The 17,833-nt window shown below is 45.4% G+C and carries 15 protein-coding genes and 5 tRNA genes; 14 read left to right on the top strand and 6 right to left on the bottom strand.

Features of this window, described 5'->3' with window-relative positions:
- The first annotated feature begins 28 nt into the window (after nt 1-28).
- The 5 genes from AC1U9Z_RS09045 to AC1U9Z_RS09025 all read left to right on the top strand — a co-directional run bounded on the left by AC1U9Z_RS09045 (nt 29) and on the right by AC1U9Z_RS09025 (nt 5,457).
- Nucleotides 29-1,318, top strand: a complete 1,290-nt coding sequence (locus AC1U9Z_RS09045) for an efflux RND transporter periplasmic adaptor subunit (protein ID WP_479957133.1) — start codon at nt 29-31, stop codon at nt 1,316-1,318.
- Complete coding sequence (locus tag AC1U9Z_RS09040; RefSeq protein WP_333532400.1) at nt 1,302-2,015, top strand: ABC transporter ATP-binding protein; 714 nt, start codon at nt 1,302-1,304, stop codon at nt 2,013-2,015. The genes AC1U9Z_RS09045 and AC1U9Z_RS09040 overlap by 17 nt, the downstream gene beginning before the upstream one ends.
- On the top strand, nt 2,005-3,192 hold the full coding sequence (locus tag AC1U9Z_RS09035) for an ABC transporter permease (protein WP_333532399.1): 1,188 nt from the start codon (nt 2,005-2,007) through the stop codon (nt 3,190-3,192). The genes AC1U9Z_RS09040 and AC1U9Z_RS09035 overlap by 11 nt, the downstream gene beginning before the upstream one ends.
- 235 nt (nt 3,193-3,427) lie before the next feature.
- On the top strand, nt 3,428-4,330 hold the full coding sequence (locus tag AC1U9Z_RS09030; protein WP_479957130.1) for a DMT family transporter: 903 nt from the start codon (nt 3,428-3,430) through the stop codon (nt 4,328-4,330).
- 287 nt (nt 4,331-4,617) lie between these two features.
- A complete protein-coding gene (locus AC1U9Z_RS09025; protein WP_479957129.1) occupies nt 4,618-5,457 on the top strand; it encodes a stalk domain-containing protein in 840 nt (279 codons plus the stop codon).
- Between the two features lie 37 nt (nt 5,458-5,494).
- Here the strand turns inward: AC1U9Z_RS09025 and AC1U9Z_RS09020 are convergent, their stop codons facing one another.
- On the bottom strand, nt 5,495-5,662 hold the full coding sequence (locus tag AC1U9Z_RS09020) for a hypothetical protein (RefSeq protein ID WP_333532396.1): 168 nt from the start codon (nt 5,660-5,662) through the stop codon (nt 5,495-5,497).
- 478 nt (nt 5,663-6,140) lie between these two features.
- Between AC1U9Z_RS09020 and AC1U9Z_RS09015 the strand changes: the two genes are divergently transcribed.
- The 5 genes from AC1U9Z_RS09015 to AC1U9Z_RS08995 all read left to right on the top strand — a co-directional run bounded on the left by AC1U9Z_RS09015 (nt 6,141) and on the right by AC1U9Z_RS08995 (nt 11,193).
- Complete coding sequence (locus tag AC1U9Z_RS09015; protein ID WP_479957127.1) at nt 6,141-7,721, top strand: ABC transporter substrate-binding protein; 1,581 nt, start codon at nt 6,141-6,143, stop codon at nt 7,719-7,721.
- A 66-nt stretch (nt 7,722-7,787) separates the two neighbouring features.
- Entirely contained in the window at nt 7,788-8,777 is a 990-nt protein-coding gene (locus AC1U9Z_RS09010; protein WP_479957125.1) for an ABC transporter permease, read from the top strand.
- Complete coding sequence (locus tag AC1U9Z_RS09005; protein ID WP_333532393.1) at nt 8,774-9,595, top strand: ABC transporter permease; 822 nt, start codon at nt 8,774-8,776, stop codon at nt 9,593-9,595. Before AC1U9Z_RS09010 ends, AC1U9Z_RS09005 begins: the two co-directional genes overlap by 4 nt.
- 10 nt (nt 9,596-9,605) lie before the next feature.
- Nucleotides 9,606-10,544 carry an ABC transporter ATP-binding protein gene (locus tag AC1U9Z_RS09000; protein WP_479957122.1) on the top strand — a complete coding sequence of 313 codons (939 nt, stop codon included), beginning with the start codon at nt 9,606-9,608 and terminating at the stop codon, nt 10,542-10,544.
- Complete coding sequence (locus AC1U9Z_RS08995; RefSeq protein ID WP_479957119.1) at nt 10,534-11,193, top strand: ABC transporter ATP-binding protein; 660 nt, start codon at nt 10,534-10,536, stop codon at nt 11,191-11,193. Before AC1U9Z_RS09000 ends, AC1U9Z_RS08995 begins: the two co-directional genes overlap by 11 nt.
- A gap of 115 nt (nt 11,194-11,308) precedes the next feature.
- Here the strand turns inward: AC1U9Z_RS08995 and AC1U9Z_RS08990 are convergent.
- Together AC1U9Z_RS08990 and AC1U9Z_RS08985 are read right to left on the bottom strand one after the other, a co-directional pair.
- A tRNA-Asp gene (locus AC1U9Z_RS08990) sits at nt 11,309-11,385 on the bottom strand.
- 4 nt (nt 11,386-11,389) lie between these two features.
- Nucleotides 11,390-11,465 (bottom strand) — tRNA-Val (locus AC1U9Z_RS08985).
- 307 nt (nt 11,466-11,772) lie between these two features.
- Between AC1U9Z_RS08985 and AC1U9Z_RS08980 the strand changes: the two genes are divergently transcribed.
- Nucleotides 11,773-15,039, top strand: coding sequence for a DEAD/DEAH box helicase (locus AC1U9Z_RS08980; protein ID WP_479957117.1), 3,267 nt, complete (start codon nt 11,773-11,775; stop codon nt 15,037-15,039).
- Nucleotides 15,040-15,050: 11 nt separating this feature from the next.
- Nucleotides 15,051-15,254, top strand: coding sequence for a hypothetical protein (locus AC1U9Z_RS08975; RefSeq protein WP_479957115.1), 204 nt, complete (start codon nt 15,051-15,053; stop codon nt 15,252-15,254).
- 74 nt (nt 15,255-15,328) lie between these two features.
- Here AC1U9Z_RS08975 and AC1U9Z_RS08970 read toward each other — a convergent pair.
- From AC1U9Z_RS08970 to AC1U9Z_RS08960, 3 genes are all read right to left on the bottom strand, one after another.
- Nucleotides 15,329-15,404: transfer RNA gene (locus AC1U9Z_RS08970), tRNA-Thr, on the bottom strand.
- A gap of 94 nt (nt 15,405-15,498) precedes the next feature.
- Nucleotides 15,499-15,574: transfer RNA gene (locus AC1U9Z_RS08965), tRNA-Thr, on the bottom strand.
- An 8-nt stretch (nt 15,575-15,582) separates the two neighbouring features.
- Nucleotides 15,583-15,658, bottom strand: a tRNA-Val gene (locus tag AC1U9Z_RS08960).
- Between the two features lie 174 nt (nt 15,659-15,832).
- Between AC1U9Z_RS08960 and AC1U9Z_RS08955 the strand changes: the two genes are divergently transcribed.
- Complete coding sequence (locus tag AC1U9Z_RS08955; protein WP_442886055.1) at nt 15,833-16,015, top strand: DUF362 domain-containing protein; 183 nt, start codon at nt 15,833-15,835, stop codon at nt 16,013-16,015.
- A gap of 13 nt (nt 16,016-16,028) precedes the next feature.
- Entirely contained in the window at nt 16,029-17,654 is a 1,626-nt protein-coding gene (gene hcp / locus AC1U9Z_RS08950) for a hydroxylamine reductase (protein WP_479957113.1), read from the top strand.
- Nucleotides 17,655-17,833 lie beyond the last annotated feature (179 nt).

Below are 17,833 nucleotides of genomic sequence, written 5' to 3'. Positions count from 1 at the left end.
AAAGAGAAAACTTTTGGGGGGAAGCTTGTTGGAAGTAGAGAAGAATGAGTTAAGCAGGTTCAAAAAAATGCAGTTGCGTTTCAGGGGACTTCCCCGCTGGCTAAAATGGCTGTTGGGGGTCGTTATTTTATTTTCTATTATTGGCTTGACGGTGCTGCAAAGCCTCGGCAAGGGAGGAGTGGTGGTACAAACAGCCAAAGTAGAAAAGAAAGATATTGAACAAAGTGTGATGGCTACGGGGAAATTGGAGGCTGCGGAAAAACAAGAATTTTTCACACCGGTGGACAGTACTTTAATGGAGCTTTCGGTAAAAGTTGGGGATAGAGTTAAAAAGGGTGATGTCTTAGGGCGTCTTGATACCCAGGAATTGGGACGACTTTACCAACAGGCCCTGTCCCGGCTGGCTGGTTTAGAGGCACAGCTGGCCAGGGCTAAAGGCAGTAATGACCAACTAAACTTGGACTATAGCAAAGTTGCCCATGAGAAAGCAAAAAATGACCTTGATAGAATTACCAAGCTATATCATGAAGGGGCTGTGGCTATAACAGAATTGGAACAGGCTAAGGTGTCCTTTGCCCGGGCAGAGACGGATTACCAAGAAATTTTGCTTAGGGTGCAACAGGGGGCCACGGACAAGGAAATCTCTTCCCTGGCAGCCCAGGTGGCCCTGGGGCAGCAGGAAGTGGCCCAGGCTAAGGAACGTTTGGATTTAGCTAACTTTATTGTACAGCAGGATGGTGTGGTGCTTTTTGTAGGAAAAGAGAAGGGAAACCGTGTCCTAGAGGGTACACGGTTGCTGGAGGTTGGCAGTGATAGTAAGCTGGAGGTTAATGCCAACGTTAACGAAATCGATGCCGGAACCCTTAAGGTTGGACAACCTGTAACCATCACCTGTACATCTTTGCCCGGTAAAGAATTTAGCGGGGAGGTTACCAGGGTGGCTGGCATAGCGATCCCAGAGAATGGTACCGGTGGCAGCGGCAATACATATGTACCAGTAACGATAGAAGTAAAGGGAGAAACAACCGGTCTTAAACCGGGTTATACAGTAGACATCAGTATCGTAACCATGGAGGGGAAAAGAGTAATCGCTTTACCCTTTGAGGCATTGGTAAGCCAAAATGGGGAAAAGTATGTCTTTGTAGTGAAGGATGGGGTTGTAAAGAAGCAAAGGGTTAAAACCGAAAGAGGCAATGAATTGTATGACATCGTAGTTAACGGATTAAAAGAGGGGGAAGAAATTGTTCTTAGTCCGTCACCAGCTTTAAAAGATGGCCTAAGGGTTGTCACGGGAGTAAAAAATGATAAAGGTAAATAATTTAAGAAAAGTATACAGGACTGGCTCTATTGCTGTGGAGGCCCTCAAGGATGTGACCTTAACCATCGGGAAGGGTGAGTTTGTGGCCGTAATGGGACCGTCGGGATCAGGCAAATCAACCTTTATGAATCTGCTGGGCCTATTGGACAGCCCTTCCGAGGGCTCATACTGGCTGGAGGGACGCCAGGTCTCGGCACTGGACACAAATGAATTGGCCAGACTTCGCAACCAAAAGCTAGGTTTTGTTTTTCAAGCCTTTAATTTGATACCGGCTCTTTCCGCCCTTAAGAATGTAGAATTACCCATGCTTTATGCCGGGGTAAAGCCTGAAGAACGACGGCGGAGGGCCAGCTTTGCCTTAGAAAGGGTGGGCTTGGGAGAACGTTTGCAACATCGCCCGAATGAACTTTCCGGGGGACAAAACCAACGGGTGGCCATTGCCAGGGCCATTGTCAATAGCCCGGCGGTTATTATGGCGGATGAACCAACGGGTGCCCTGGACACGAAGACCGGTGAGGAAATCATGGGGATTTTTAAAGAACTTCACCAAGAAGGAACAACGATTGTTTTGGTTACCCACGAACCGGACATTGCCAGGCATGCTAAACGGATTCTGCGTTTTAAGGATGGATTATTAATTAGTGATGAAGAGGTACCCGAGCATGCCTCTGCAGCAGAGGTGAGTTATGAACCTTAAGGAATTTATTTTAGTTGGGCTGGAAGGCCTGCGCAACAATAAACTACGGACCTTTTTAACCACCTTAGGCATTGTGGTGGGCATTGCTGCGGTTATTTCGGTAATTGCCATTGGTGAAGCCGGCAAAGCAATGATCATGACTGAAATGGAGAGTTTTGGTACCAATCTATTTCAGGTCTATCCTAACTATCGGGAGGGAGAGGTTGTCCGACCAGTTGAGTTTACCAAGCAGGATGTGGCGGTAATTAAAAAGCTGGCACCGGAAGTGAAGTACTTAGCACCGGTTAAGTACGACCGAGGTGAGGTAAGGGCTAAAACAGGTAAAAAGACCACGCGTATCATTGGTACCACAGCCGATTACAAGGGGATCCGAAATATAGAGATTTTATATGGCAGGTTCTTTAGTGAAGAGGATGATGCAGTAGGTAAAAGGGTTGTGGTTTTAGACGAGATGCTGGCAAATGAAATCTTTGATGTAGAAAACCCGGTGGGGCAGCCAGTGATCCTGCAAGGTAGTGCTTTTGTGGTTATTGGGGTGATAAAAAAAGCAGAATCGGCTATTCCCGGTATGAACCCGGATAACTATGCCTACGTACCGATATCAGCCACGCCCGGGGGCACCCGCTGGGAATATGTTAGTTCCCTGATGGGCAGTGCTGCCAGCAGAGAAGAGGTCTACCAAGCAATGGATCGGGTCAAGCTGATACTGGAGCGGCGGCATAATGCCCCGGATCATTATGCCTTGTATAGTATGGAACAAGAGATGCAAACAGTAGGAAAGGTTACTGGTATTATTGGTTTGGTGATCGGTTGTATTGCGGGCATTTCCCTGCTGGTGGGAGGCATCGGGGTCATGAATATCATGCTGGTATCGGTTACTGAAAGAACGAGAGAAATCGGCATACGCATGGCCCTGGGTGCCCAACGGAAGGATATATTATTGCAATTTTTGATCGAAGCCATTGTCCTATGTGCCGTTGGCGGACTGATTGGTATTCTAGTTGGTTACGGAGGTGCGCTGCTGGTAGCTTTGGTACTTAAGCTGCCGCCACTGGTTTCCTGGTGGGTAGTGCTCGCTGCTTTCCTGTTCTCAGCCTTGATTGGCGTGTTCTTTGGTCTTTATCCTGCCAATAAAGCTTCACGGCTAGATCCGATTGTGGCATTACGCAGGGAGTAATTAAGGGGTGTCGTTCGCTGCTAATAAGCAGTTTGACGACACTCCTGTTTTTTTAGATAATTTAAACCTCCCTCTTAGAGGGGGGTAGCAGCGAAGCTGACGGGGGAGTCCTCAGTCAGGCCCAGGCAATAAGATACCTGACACCATCAAATGGCAGCTATTTTCAAATAAGGACGGCAGGAAATAGAGTGGGTTTCGCAGAAAAGTAACACGTTATGTAAAAGGAGATGTAGCTATGTATGCAGACAGGCCTAAAGTAAACCCCTATTTGGTGATCCTGTTGGGGGTTTTGACCATGGGCTTATCCAGTATTTTTACCAAATTGGCCGAGGCCCCACCCTTAATCATCGCGGTATATCGGCTGGGGTTTACACTTTTGCTGATTGCTGCCCCAACCTATTTTTCAGGTCGTAAGGAATTAGGCCGGATTCAAAAAAAGGATTTCCTCTTTGCTTGCTTATCCGGAGTATTTTTGGCCCTGCACTTTGCTGTTTGGATTAGCTCTTTGAATTATACCTCAGTGGCCAGCTCCACTGTGTTGGTTACCATGCAGCCTCTTTTTGTTATTACAGGGGGCTACTTTTTATACAAAGAGCGGATAGGCCGGGCCGGTCTTTTAGGAGCTGGCCTAGCCCTTGGGGGAAGTATATTGATTGGCATCAATGATTTCCAGGTGGGCGGACAAGCCCTGTGGGGAGATATGTTAGCCTTTGCCGGTGCTTTTTTTGTGGCTGTCTATGTACTTATTGGCAGACACCTGCGAACCAGAATGTCGGTTCTGCCCTACACCTTCTTGGTATATGGTGCTGCCACCCTGGTGCTGCTTTTGCTGAATATGGTTTGGGGTTCATCCTTCTACCCATACCCTGCCATGACCTGGGTCTGGTTCCTTTGTCTAGCCATTTTTCCAACCATCTTTGGCCATTCCCTCTTTAGCTGGGCGCTTAAATATGTCAAGGCCGCAGTGGTCTCCGTTAGTATTTTAGGTGAGCCGGTGGGTGCCACCATTTTAGCCTACTTTGTCTTTCAGGAAGCTCCCACGGTCATGCAGCTTGCCGGGGGTTGTATAATTATTTGCGGGTTGTATATTTTTATTAATTCCCAAAGAAAGGCACAATTGCAAAGCGGGGAAGCTTAAGACGCAAGTTCAATTAATTGAGGTTTGCCAGGGTATTGCCGCTGCGGCTTGGCAAAACGGGCACCTGGTATCACTTACACTGCCTCAGGCCAGCAAAGAAGAGGCCATTGCCTAGCTAAAAATGGATCAAAACAATTTGAAACCCTGTACGGATCTGAATTTTTACCAGCGGCTGTAAATAGCCGCTGGTTTTTATTTGTGACAGAATAAAACAATATAAATGGTAATAAATACCAAAAACCAAGCATAATATTGGTAGAAGAACATATACTTGAGGGGTGGTTTTTGTGCCAAGGAGATTGCTAGTTGTTTTGGTGTTTTTTATTTTTATGAGTGGATCGTTTTCTTCTGCCTATGCGGAATCTTCAGTTGCCCTAGATGGTAGGCTGCTTAAGGACTGTCAGTTAATAATAGTGGAAAAACAAGTCATGCTGCCCCTACGACCAATTTTTGAGGAGGCTGGGTATAAGCTAGAATCAAACCTGCCAGAGGGGATTATTATAGGGCGCAAGGGACAAAATTTTGTTCAGATTAACCTAAGGCAGCCGGGGGTAGTCCTAAATCAAACCGACCTGAATTTAAACACAGCACCCCGATTAATTGCAGGAAGGGCCTATCTATCCGTTCAGGATATTTGTCATATTCTTAATTTGGAAAATAGGGAGGAATCCGGTCTGAAGTTTATTTCCCTATCTCATCGTCCTGAGATGACCAAAGAGGGAGTGATTGGCCACCTATTATCCGCTGACAGGCAAATGTTACGGGTAGAATATTATAATAACCCCGAGTTTTTAGCTCAACATCAGATTGCACCTTCTCCTAAAATACAGAGCAAAGAGGATTTAATAAAGCACCTAAGCAATTACTGGGATCAAACCTTTATAGACAGCATCTGGCAAGAAGCCTCTCAAGATGGTCGATATATAGGTTTTTTCACCGAGGGGTCCATACCCCTGCTCTATAATAAGGAATTAAATGTAACGTACTTATCTCCAGCGGAGGCTAAAATTCATGCCCTAATGCCTATCTGGGGCGAGGATAGCCTTACAGAATTTGAGGAGATTGTTTATACCTTACACAAAAATGAAGGGGGTAAATTAATTATTACAGATATTCAGTTCCCATAAAAGGTTAAAAATAGTAAAGGCCCGCGCGGGCCTTTACTTAGTTATTCCGGTTACGGATTCCTCTTTGTTGATTACATAGGGAGAAAGCCCTGCCCACCTGTCGCCCCATTGGTGCCCCCATGAAGGTTGCTAAACCCAATCCAAAGGCAATGGCGGTGGGAAAAACCCACCAGGCATGATGTTGCTTTTCTGAAGCAAAGTTCATGGTTCATCCCTCCTGGGATTATTGTACCTAGAAAGGAGCCGTTTATTCCAATAATATATTTTTTTAATCAAAAAAACTGCCGCCCCGGAGGTGAGGGCGGCTGTTAGAGGAGGAGGCTGTTGGTATAAAAATTTTAGTACTTAATAATGTGCAAGAATTCTGTAATTTAGAACAGGAAAAAATAGTAGATATAATAGAGAGAGCCTGGATTGCGAGTTCCCTATGGTTCGCTATCTTGAAAAATACATGGAATGGATGTATACTATTGAGTATATTGGCTTGAAGCCAATCGAGAAGTGCAGAAGTACTTCGTAGTTTCGTTTCGCGCATAATAAATCTGAAATGTATACTCATGAAGGTATACGGTTTTTCTGTAGACAAACCGTATGCCTTTTTTGTATTCCGGTAACACAAACAAACCAGGGACAAAAGGCATGGTTTTGAGTGTAAATCAAAATCTTTAGGAGGGCAACGAGGAATGAAGAGAGCTCTTTCCCTGATTTCAGCGGTTTTACTACTGCTGACAGCTTTAGCTGGCTGCGGCCAAAAAACTCCCGATGCTCCTAATTCCGGAGCGGTTAAAAAGGATTCGGTCATCATAGCGATGGGAACAACCTCTGAGCCTGAAGCTGGCTTCGACCCTGCTTATGGCTGGGGAGCCGGGGAACATATGCATGAGCCGTTGATTCAGAGCACTTTAACGGTTACGACCCAAGATTTGGAGATTGCATACGACCTGGCTACGGATGTATCTGTAAGCGGGGATGGACTCCTGTGGACGGTCAAGATCCGCAAGGATGTATATTTTACCGACGGCGAGAAGCTTACAGCCAGCGACGTAGCCTTTACCTACAATACCGTCAAGGCAGAAAGCTCTGTCAACGACTTTACCATGCTGGATAAAGCAGAGGCTGTCGATGAGGTTACGGTTCAGTTTCATATGACGAAGCCCTATTCTATCTGGCCCTACACGATGGCTATTGTTGGGATTATGCCGGAGCATGCCTATGGCCCGAATTACGGTCAGAATCCCATAGGCTCGGGTCGGTATATACTTAAACAGTGGGACAAAGGACAGCAGGTCATCCTTGAAGCCAATCCGGAGTATTACGGTAACGAAATACTCATGAAAAAAGTAACCATTGTGTTCATGGATGAGACGGCTGCTTTTGCTGCGGTAAAATCCGGTCAGGTGGATTTGGCATATACCGCCGCCTCCTACTCTGACCAGGTGATTGAGGGATATGAACTCTTAAATTTTGCAACAGTCGACAACCGTGGTTTTAATTTGCCGACAATTCCCGCTAACGGCGAAATCGGTAATGACATAACAAGTGATATTGTGATTCGCAAAGCAATTAACATGGGGATAAACCGCAAGCAGATGATCGACAATGTACTGAATGGTTATGGTACACCGGCTTATAGTGTTTGCGACAAGATGCCTTGGTTTAACGAAGACACGGTGGTCGAATACGATTTTAAGGGAGCTCTCACCATACTTGAGGACGCCGGTTGGGTTGCAGGCGAGGACGGCATTCGCGTTAAGGACGGGCTTCGCGCAGAAATCAGCATCATCTACCCGGCAAGCGACTCTGTAAGGCAGGCCTTAGCCGCAGACGCAGCCAATCAGATCAAGGCATTGGGCATTGACGTTACCGTTGAGGGTGTTGGCTGGGACGTGGCCTATAGCCGCGCTCAAAGCGAACTTATGACATGGGGTTGGGGTGCACATACGCCCATGGAGCTCTATAATATCTATCACACCATGCCGGAAACGGGCTTGGCGGAATATTCCCCCTATGCCAACCGTACTGTTGACGCTTATATGGATGAAGCACTTTCCACAAGCGATTTGAGTGCTTCCTATGAGCTGTGGCAAAAGGCGCAGTGGGACGGAACAACCGGAACTGCTGATGACGTTGCATGGGTATGGCTGGTCAATATCGATCACCTGTATTGGTCTAATGAAAACCTGCAGGTGGCTGAGCAAAAGCTGCATCCGCACGGTCACGGGTGGTCTATTGCGAACAATGTCGATCAATGGAGTTGGAAATAATATTATGAATTGAGGCGTTATAAGAGATGGCCTCCATGCGGCCTCCTCTTATAGGGGTTTTTGTGGATGAAAAAAACGACAGTTTTTCTTTTAAAAAATTTCATGCGACTGATACTGCTTTTGCTGTGTGTAAGCATACTGGCATTTTTTCTGGTGTCGGTATCTCCTATTGACCCTTTGCAGGCCAACATCGGACAAACCGCCCTTGGATCGCTTAGCCAAGAGCAAATCGCAAAACTGGAGGGCTATTGGGGTGTTAACGATCCCCCGGTCGAGCGTTATCTTTCTTGGGCGGGGGATTTCATTCGTGGTGACATGGGTGTTTCATTGCTGTATCGTCAGGATGTTTCCTCTGTCATCGGACAGAAACTCTCCAATTCGCTGCTGCTGCTGGCCTTTGCGTGGATCATTTCGGGAGTTGTTGGGTTTATCCTTGGCGTGGTTGCCGGAGCCAACAGAAACAAGCCGATAGATAAAATCATAAAAGGATATGCCCTAATAACTGCCAGCATCCCGGCGTTTTGGCTCGCACTGGTTTTTTTGTTGTTATTCTCTGTCTGGTTAGGAATGCTGCCCATTGGCTTGAGTATCCCGATCGGTGCGGATGCGGCTTCTGTAACGCTGCTTGACAGATTACGGCATGCCATTCTTCCGGTGGTCGTATTAAGTATGACAGGTATATCCAATATTACCCTGCACACCCGAGAAAAAATGATTGATGTGATGGAAAGTGAATATGTGTTGTTTGCCTTTGCCCGTGGCGAAAAAAAGAGAGCCATTATTTTTCGCCACGGCCTTCGCAATGTTATGATTCCCGCCATAACGCTGCAATTCGCTTCAATTAGTGAGATATTTGGCGGTTCTATTCTTGTTGAGCAGGTTTTTTCGTATCCCGGTCTCGGCCAGGCGGCAGTATCAGCCGGACTTGGCGGAGATATTCCGCTCTTGATGGGGATTACCGTCATCAGTGCCGCAATTGTCTTTGCGGGGAACTTTATCGCAAATTTGCTTTATGGCGCAGTTGACCCCCGGATCAGAAGGGGGATGGAGGGATGAGGTGGAATCGCAGAAAAACCGCTCTGATACTGCTTATCCTAGCCAGCCTGTTCATTATAACCATTCTTGTTTTAGGAAATGTCCTTATGGCTGCGGCAACGGAGACGGACTTTAGCCGAAAAAATCAAGCGCCCTCTTGGCAGTTTCTTTTTGGAACGGATTGGTTAGGGCGCGATATGTTTTTCCGTACCTTGGTGGGGCTTTCTATGAGTATTCGAATCGGTTTGCTCACAGCGACAATAAGTGCGTTGATTGCTTTGGTGTTGGGCTCTTTGTCAGCCATGATGGGAAAAGCAGTTGATTCATTTGTCACTTGGCTGATTGATCTGCTCATGGGAATTCCCCATATGCTGCTACTAATTCTTATTTCTTTTGCCTGCGGCAAAGGATTTTGGGGCGTTGCCGTAGGCGTGATGCTCACACACTGGATGTCCCTTGCGCGTGTCATGCGAGGGGAGATTCTACAGCTTAAACAAAGCGGCTATGTACAGGTGGCAAGAAAGCTTGGTTCCGGGAGATTAAAAGTTTTGGTTTTGCATATGTTGCCTCATTTATTGCCGCAGTTTGTCGTGGGATTGATCTTGCTTTTTCCTCATGCGATATTGCATGAGGCGAGCATTACCTTTTTAGGATTTGGCTTATCACCCGAACAACCGGCTATTGGTATTATATTATCCGAAAGCATGAGATACTTGGTTACCGGAAACTGGTGGCTTGCCGTTTTTCCCGGAATTTCCCTTGTGCTTTTAGTCGTTCTATTCGACTATATCGGGAACACGCTGCGCAAGCTGCTTGATCCGAATACCGTACATGAGTAGGAGGGTATAAATGGATAAGACGCCGATTCTCGATGTACGCAAACTATCTGTTTCGTTCTCTCAATACACCACTGCATTAATAAAGCACCGGTTACAGGTGATTAGTGACTTGCGTGTAAAGCTTTATAGCAACGAAATTGTCGCAGTAGTGGGGGCAAGCGGCAGCGGCAAAAGCCTGCTCGCCCATGCTATATTAGGATTATTACCTTATAATGCTTCTCTTGGCGGTGAAATACTCTACCAAGGGAGTCCGCTGACCCCTAAGAGGATCGAACAGCTTCGAGGCAAAGAAATTGTACTTGTTCCGCAAAGCGTCTCCTATTTTGATCCCCTTATGAAAGTCGGCACACAGATTCGCAACGGCAAGACAGATCAGGAGACCCAGAGAAAAGCAACAGCGACCCTGCAGCGTTATGGCCTTGGGGCAGAAACGGAAGTGCTGTATCCCTTTGAGCTTTCCGGCGGTATGGCGCGCAGAGTGCTTATTGCCACAGCTGTGATGGCAAGTCCCAAACTAGTAATCGCTGACGAGCCAACACCGGGGCTGCATAGCAGGGCGGCCAAGGGTGTTCTTGAGCACTTTCGTGAGATTGCCAACGAGGGTGCTGCGGTACTTCTTATCACGCATGATTTAGAGTTGGCTGTAGAGGTGGCTGACCGTGTGGTAGTATTTTACGCCGGAACGATCCTTGAAGAAGCCAGTGCCTCTGATTTTAGAGACGTATCAAGGCTGCGGCATCCGTATACAAAAGCATTGTGGCACGCCATGCCGCAAAACGGGTTTAAAGCAATAGAGGGGATGCAGCCCTATGCCTCAGACAAGCCACGCGGTTGTCCATTTTTCAACAACTGTAGCTTTGCACAAAAGAACTGCGATGCGGAAGTACCCTATCGCAAAATGAACGGAGGCTATGTGCGTTGCATCAGGGGGGAAAGCTGTGCTACTTAAAGGTGAAAATTTATCCTTTCATTATCAAAGCGGAAATCGCCAGATTTTGAATGACTTCTCCCTTGCTATCGAAAGCGGTGAGATTGTCGGCTTGAGAGCTCCCAGTGGCTTTGGCAAAACAACGCTGTGCAAAATCCTTGCAGGATATATTATGCCGGAAAGTGGTCAAGTCACCTTAGACGGTAAGCCACTGCAAGCTTATTCAGGCTATTGTCCTGTGCAGATGATTTGGCAGCACCCTGAGTTAGTGATCAACCCCCGGCTTCGTATGTCTCAAGTGCTCAAGGAAGCGGGCGATATTGATGATCGCGTCATACAGGGTCTCGGGATTCGAGAAGGATGGCTGTGCCGTTATCCGATTGAGCTTTCCGGAGGCGAACTGCAGCGCTTTTGCATTGCCCGTGCATTAGGGAATAAAACCAAATTCCTGCTTGCTGATGAAATCAGTACAATGCTTGATTTGATAACGCAGGCGCAAATATGGAAGTTTCTCGAAGAAGAAATGGCTTACCGCAATTTAGGCGTACTGATCGTCAGCCACTCAGAACCCCTGTTGCAGAAACTGTGTTCGCGTCACTTGGATATGTCGACAGACGCCTGTTGGGAACAAGCACATAAACGCCGCAAAACGCAAAAAGCCCCGGTGTAAAACAATCACCGGGGTTGTGCTTTTGCCCCGCAACGGGGCGGAAAGCTCTGATATAGGGGGCTTTTTGAGTAAAAATTAAGATAGCCGCCTTCGTAATAAAGGCGGCTATCTTATCTGGCGGAGCTGACGGGAGTCGAACCCGCGTTCTCCTGCGTGACAGGCAGGCATGTTAGGCCACTACACCACAGCTCCATTATGGTGGGCGATGACGGGATCGAACCGCCGACATCCTGCTTGTAAGGCAGGCGCTCTCCCAGCTGAGCTAATCGCCCTCGTTCACTGACAATTGATATAATAACAAAATTATAACACTAAGTCAATATTTTTTTACATATTTTTTATTAGGATACAGAGTACCCAAAAGTATGGGAGACAAGCAGTATTTGGTGAAAAAGATATAGGTAAGGTAATATTTTTGATGATTAGAAATAACGCGAAAAGAGATATTTAAAGAATAATCGTTTGAACTCCGGGGTTAGATGAGATAATGGGAATGTAAAGCACGATTTTAAATGATAAAATAGATATTAGTTGAGTGTTTCAATCGTATTTTAATGCCCAAAATTTTGAGGTGTTTATATGCATACAGAAGATATTTTATTATCGACAAAGTATATTCAAAAATGGTGCGAATCGGCCTCGATTTACCAACGGGGGGTCTCTTATTTCAGACAAGGGCGTGTACTTGAGCTTGAGCAGGATCCGACATATAAGACTTGGTTTGCCCAGGTGGCTGGCAGTGAGGTATATTCGGTAGAGGTTAGGTTAATGGGACGCGACATAGATGCCAGTTGCGACTGCCCCGCCTATCAAACCCATTGGACCTGTAAGCATATCGTGGCAGTCCTACTGGAAATTGAACAAATACAACAAAGGGAAATCAAGCAACCCCAGAGGGGTATGGCAAGATCGGCAAAGGCTGAACTGGATTCACGCAAATATTACCAAACAGGTCAATTGATTGATTCCTTTGTAAATGGATTTAAACCCACCAATGTAGATGAACGAAACCACCATAAACAAATGTTAATAGTTGAATATATTATCAAGGGGTATGCCACAGGATATTTTCACCGTAATAATTTACTTAAGCTGGAGTTAAAGATAGGTGAAAAACGGCCTTATATTATTAAAAATATTCACGAATTCCTACAGTGTATGGAAAATCAGGGTAGCTATTATTTCACAAAGAAGTTCACCTATCAACCATCGGAACATGCTTTTTCAGCAGAGGATCTAGAAGTAATTAAAATCCTTCAGGAGATCAGCAAACAGGAGGAATTTTATCACCGGCAACAGAGTTACTATCATTCTGCAATAGGGGAGGAGCGGGCACTGTGTATTCCGCCCATGGTGGCAGATAAGCTGTTTGCAAAACTACAAGGTCGAAATGTAACCTTTGAAGAACAAGTTGGCCTAACCTTTCAACCCGATAGTGAAGAATTTAAACTGCCCTTTCGGTTCAACTTAGAAAAAGGAGCCACCGGGGATTTTCAAATCGATCTGACCTCACTAGAAGGTACCACTTACTATGATTCCTATGGCTGGCTGGTGCAAAATAATATTGTTTATAAATTATCCCCTACTCAGAAAGATTTGTTTGATAATATTAAAAGTTTCTTAAAAGAACCCAATGGAAGTATTCTACAGGTGGCACAAAATCAAATGCAAGGCTTGATCTCCCACGTAATACCGGGATTGCAACGAATTGGTCGGGTGGCAATAGCGGAGCAAGTGTCTGATCAAATCCTAAACCCAGATTTAATTGTCAAGGTATTTGTGGATCGGCAAGCCGAGCGTCTCATGGCCAGAATCGAATATCATTATGGTGACATTATCATTGATCCTTTTCAAAGGGAGCAGGTAGAAAAGATTGAGAAAGAAATAATACTCATGCGGCAGGTGGAAAAAGAACAGGAAATTATGAAAATCTTTGAAAACACTCCTTTAAGGTTTAACGGAAGGGAATGTTACCTAGAGGGTGAAGATGAGATTTATGAGTTTCTATATATGTCTCTGCCAAGGCTTCAGGAGCAGGCGGAGCTGTTTTTGACCAATGCTGTTAAAGCTTTGATTATGCCCAGGCAACATGCACCTATGACCAAGGTGGATATTAATTCCGAGGGTAATTTATTGGAGATTAACTTTGACCTGGAGGGAATTGACCGCCAAGAGATAACACAGATTTTACAATCCGTGGTGGAAAAAAAGAGGTATTATCGCTTAACCAATGGTGCCTTTATTTCCCTGGAGGACGAAGCCTTTCAAACAATGAACCACTTGTTTGGGGAATTACAACTTCCAAAAGGGTGGCATAAAAAGGAAGCACTCCAACTCCCGGTATATCGTGGCTTGCAAATTGATGGCATCATTAACGGCGCAAATCAGAATTTTGTCAAACTAGGCAAGAAATTTCGCCGCTTAGTTCAAGATCTGAAGAATCCCGAGGCAATTGATTTTGTACTACCAGCAGACCTAAAAGCAACACTGAGGGATTACCAACAGACTGGCTATCAGTGGCTGAAAACCATGGCACATTACAGGCTGGGCGGCATCTTGGCTGATGACATGGGTCTTGGCAAGACGCTGCAAGCCATTGCTCTTCTCCTTTCAGAAAAAATTGAAGCGAAAGGGCAGGAACGAATTTCGCTTGTTGTTTCTCCTGCTTCTCTGGTTTACAACTGGAAAAGTGAGTTTGAAAAATTTGCACCTAATTTAGAGGTTGTGGTAGTTTACGGTACACCTGATGAACGAAGCAGACTTCTACGTGAATGTAAGCCAGATGTCTTTATCACCTCTTATCCATTATTGCGACAGGATTTTGAATTATATCAAGGGATGGAATTTGACACCCTAATTTTAGATGAGGCACAGGCCATTAAAAACCATTTAACTAAAACGGCCAAAGCAGTCAAAGGGATCCAGGCAGCCAAACGCTTTGCCCTAAGCGGAACGCCAATCGAAAATTCCTTGGATGAACTTTGGTCCCTCTTTGATGCCATACAGCCGGGCTTTTTTCAGAGTCAACGCAGCTTTAGCAATCTGTCACGGGATCGTATTGCCCGGATGGTTCGGCCCTTTATATTAAGGCGGATAAAACAAGACGTACTAAGAGAGCTGCCGGAAAAAATTGAAACCGTGCATCAATCTGAATTAACCAAAGGACAGAAGGAACTGTATCTTGCTTATTTAGAAAAAATAAGACAGGAAACGAAGGATTCCTTACAAGTCGAGGGATTCGAAAAAAGCCGCATTAAGATCTTGGCAGGATTAACACGTCTTAGACAATTGTGCTGCCACCCTTCCCTCTTTCTGGAAAATTATAACGGCCAGTCCGGTAAACTAGAGCAGCTCATGGAAATGATTGAAAACGCCCTGGAAAATAATCGAAGGCTCTTGGTATTTTCTCAATTTGCCAGTATGTTGCGGCTCATTAGTGAAGAGCTTAATCGAATGAATAAGAGCTATTTTTACCTTGATGGACAAACCCCTGCAAAGGAACGTGTGGAAATGACCCAACGTTTTAATAGTGGGGAGAAGGAGCTTTTTCTTATCTCTTTAAAAGCGGGAGGAACTGGCCTGAATTTAACAGGTGCCGATACAGTGATTTTATATGACTTATGGTGGAACCCTGCCGTAGAAGAACAGGCAGCGGGACGGGCCCACCGCATGGGACAAAGAAATTGTGTTCAGGTGATGAAACTCATTACCAGGGGTACCATTGAGGAAAAAATATACGAGATGCAACAGCAGAAAAAAGAATTAATTGAACAAGTCATTCAGCCGGGGGAAGCAGCCCTGTCTAGCTTATCCGAGGATGATCTTAAAGAAATATTAGGTATTTAGAGTTCTCCCAGGTGGAAAAAATCAACAGCAGGGAAGGATTTTCGAGGGATGTTAAAGCACCAATAAATAAAGAAGGCCGTTGCCTTTCTCCTGGCGGAAAGGCACTAACCGGTAGATGGTGCTATACAGAAGAACAGTTAGAAATAGTAAGGTCGGGAGAGAAAGAGCAAAACAGTGGCAAACGAAACCTAGGCATAGGTGGTAAAATATATTAATTGGTAAATTATGTAAAATGATTATGGTAAAAAAATCCCTTGGTATTCATGGTAATACCAAGGGATTTTTTTACTGGAGCTGAGGAAGGGACTTGAACCCTCGACCTATTGATTACGAATCAATTGCTCTACCAACTGAGCTACCCCAGCCTAATTCAATTGCTATAGTATCAAAGACGAACCTAGAATGCAAGTGGTACTTACAAACAAAAGAGGATCTTGCCAAAAAGCAAGATCCTGACATTGGAGCTGCTAATCGGGATTGAACCGATGACCTTATCCTTACCAAGGATACGCTCTACCTACTGAGCTATAGCAGCATAATGAATGGTGGGCGATGACGGGATCGAACCGCCGACATCCTGCTTGTAAGGCAGGCGCTCTCCCAGCTGAGCTAATCGCCCATTGACATGACTTATGTTAACAGAAATAAAAAGACAAGTCAACAAAAATCTATATTTGCGACAACCGTTACAATAACCTTACATTTTGCCACTATTTATTGCTAGTTGTCAACAAGCCCTGTATAATTAAAAAAATAGGTTAGTTGTAAAATTGTGGTAAGGGGAGGTGTGAGCTTGCGTCCAGTGGTTAATGAAGAAACATGTATTGCCTGTGCTACATGTGAAGGTGTATGTCCGGCTGACCCCAATGTCTTTGAGGTAAGGGATGTATCAAAAGTAGTAAACCCAGATGCCTGCACGGAATGCGGCGCATGTGTGGATAATTGCCCTACAAGTTCAATTCAACTAATTGATTAAAGGGGGATATAATATGTTTTGTAACCAATGTGAACAGACTGCCAAGGGTGTTGGCTGTACCGTAGTTGGTGTATGCGGCAAAAAACCGGAAGTTTCCAATTTACAAGATCTACTATTACATACAGTGAAGGGCCTGTCCCTTTATGCAGCAGAAGGTCGAAAAGTAGGAGTGGTAGATGCCGCTGTAAATCATTTTACAGTGGAAGCTATTTTTTCCACACTGACAAACGTAAACTTTGATGCTGCTCGCTTTCAAAAGCTAATTAATCAGGGTATGGAACTCACTGAAGGGATGAAGGAAAAGGTAGCCGCTGCAGGTGGCAATACTACCTTTGCCGACCCCTCTGCCAACTTGAAAATAGCGCAGGATTTAGAAGGTTTAATCAAACAGGCTGAAGAACTGGGTCACGTAGTAAGTAAAGATGCCGATACAGATATTCAATCCCTCCAGCAAACCCTTGTTTATGGGCTAAAGGGTATTTCCGCCTATGCAGACCATGCCAAGATTCTAGGTCAGGAAGCGGATAAGGTGTATGCCTATATCCATGAAGCAATGGCAGCACTGGCCAATAAAGAACTTGGTTTGAACGATTGGGTGGGCTTGGTTCTCAAATGCGGTGAGGCCAACCTCTGGGCTATGGAACTGCTGGATGCAGCCAATACCGGTAAATTTGGTCATCCAGTACCTACCGAAGTTCCACTGGGACATAAAAAGGGTAAGTGCATCCTGGTATCCGGGCACGACTTGCTGGATCTTGCGAATCTTCTTGAGCAAACCGAGGGCAAGGGAATCTACGTTTACACCCATGGTGAGATGCTCCCCACCCATGGTTATCCCGAGTTGAAGAAATATAAGCACTTCTATGGCCATTTTGGAACTGCCTGGAACAATCAAAGAAAGGAATTTCCCACTTTCCCAGGGGCAATCCTAATGACCACCAACTGCATTCAAGATCCCCAGGCCTATATGGAAGGTATTTTCACCACTGGACTAGTTGGTTGGCCCGGTGTAACGCACGTTAAAAATGATGATTTCTCGGCAGTGATTGAAAGGGCTCTGGCTATGCCTGGTTTCGAGGAAGATGAAGATAAAGGCAGCGTGCTGGTAGGCTTTGCCCGCAATACCGTGCTGAGTGTAGCAGATAAAGTAATTGCCGGAGTCAAGGAGGGGGCCATCAAGCATTTCTTCTTAGTTGGTGGCTGCGATGGTGCCAAGGCTGGCCGCAGTTACTATACGGAGTTTGTGGAAAAGGCACCCCAAGACACAATCATCCTTACCCTGGCCTGTGGTAAGTTCCGTTTCTTTGACAAGAAACTAGGTGATATTGGTGGTATTCCTCGGTTGCTGGATGTTGGTCAGTGCAATGATGCTTACTCTGCCATTCAAATTGCCGTGGCCTTGGCCAATGCCTTTGAGTGCGGCGTAAATGATTTACCACTTTCCCTGGTACTCTCCTGGTATGAACAAAAGGCAGTGGCTATTTTACTGACATTATTACACTTAGGAATTAAGGACATTCGGTTAGGACCCAGTTTACCGGCCTTTATTTCACCCAATGTTCTGGATGTACTAGTCAAGAATTTCAACATTAAGCCGATTACCACTGCGGAAGCGGATCTAGCAGCTATCTTGGGTTAAAAGCTTTATGAATACATTGAAATAGGACTTGGGGTATTTGCCCCAAGTCTTTTTTCAAAAAAGAACATGGCATTTAAGCTATTGGTTAATACCAAAAAAATATTTTCAGAAACCTTTTATCTGGAATAATCTGTCTAGAGTTGCCAGTTCGTTTACTATATATTAATCATAAGGAGGTG

The sequence above is a fragment of the Desulfotomaculum sp. genome (genome assembly GCF_982386235.1).
The sequence above is the reverse complement of the archived record's forward strand: the minus strand, read 5'-3'. Positions and strand labels throughout refer to the sequence as shown.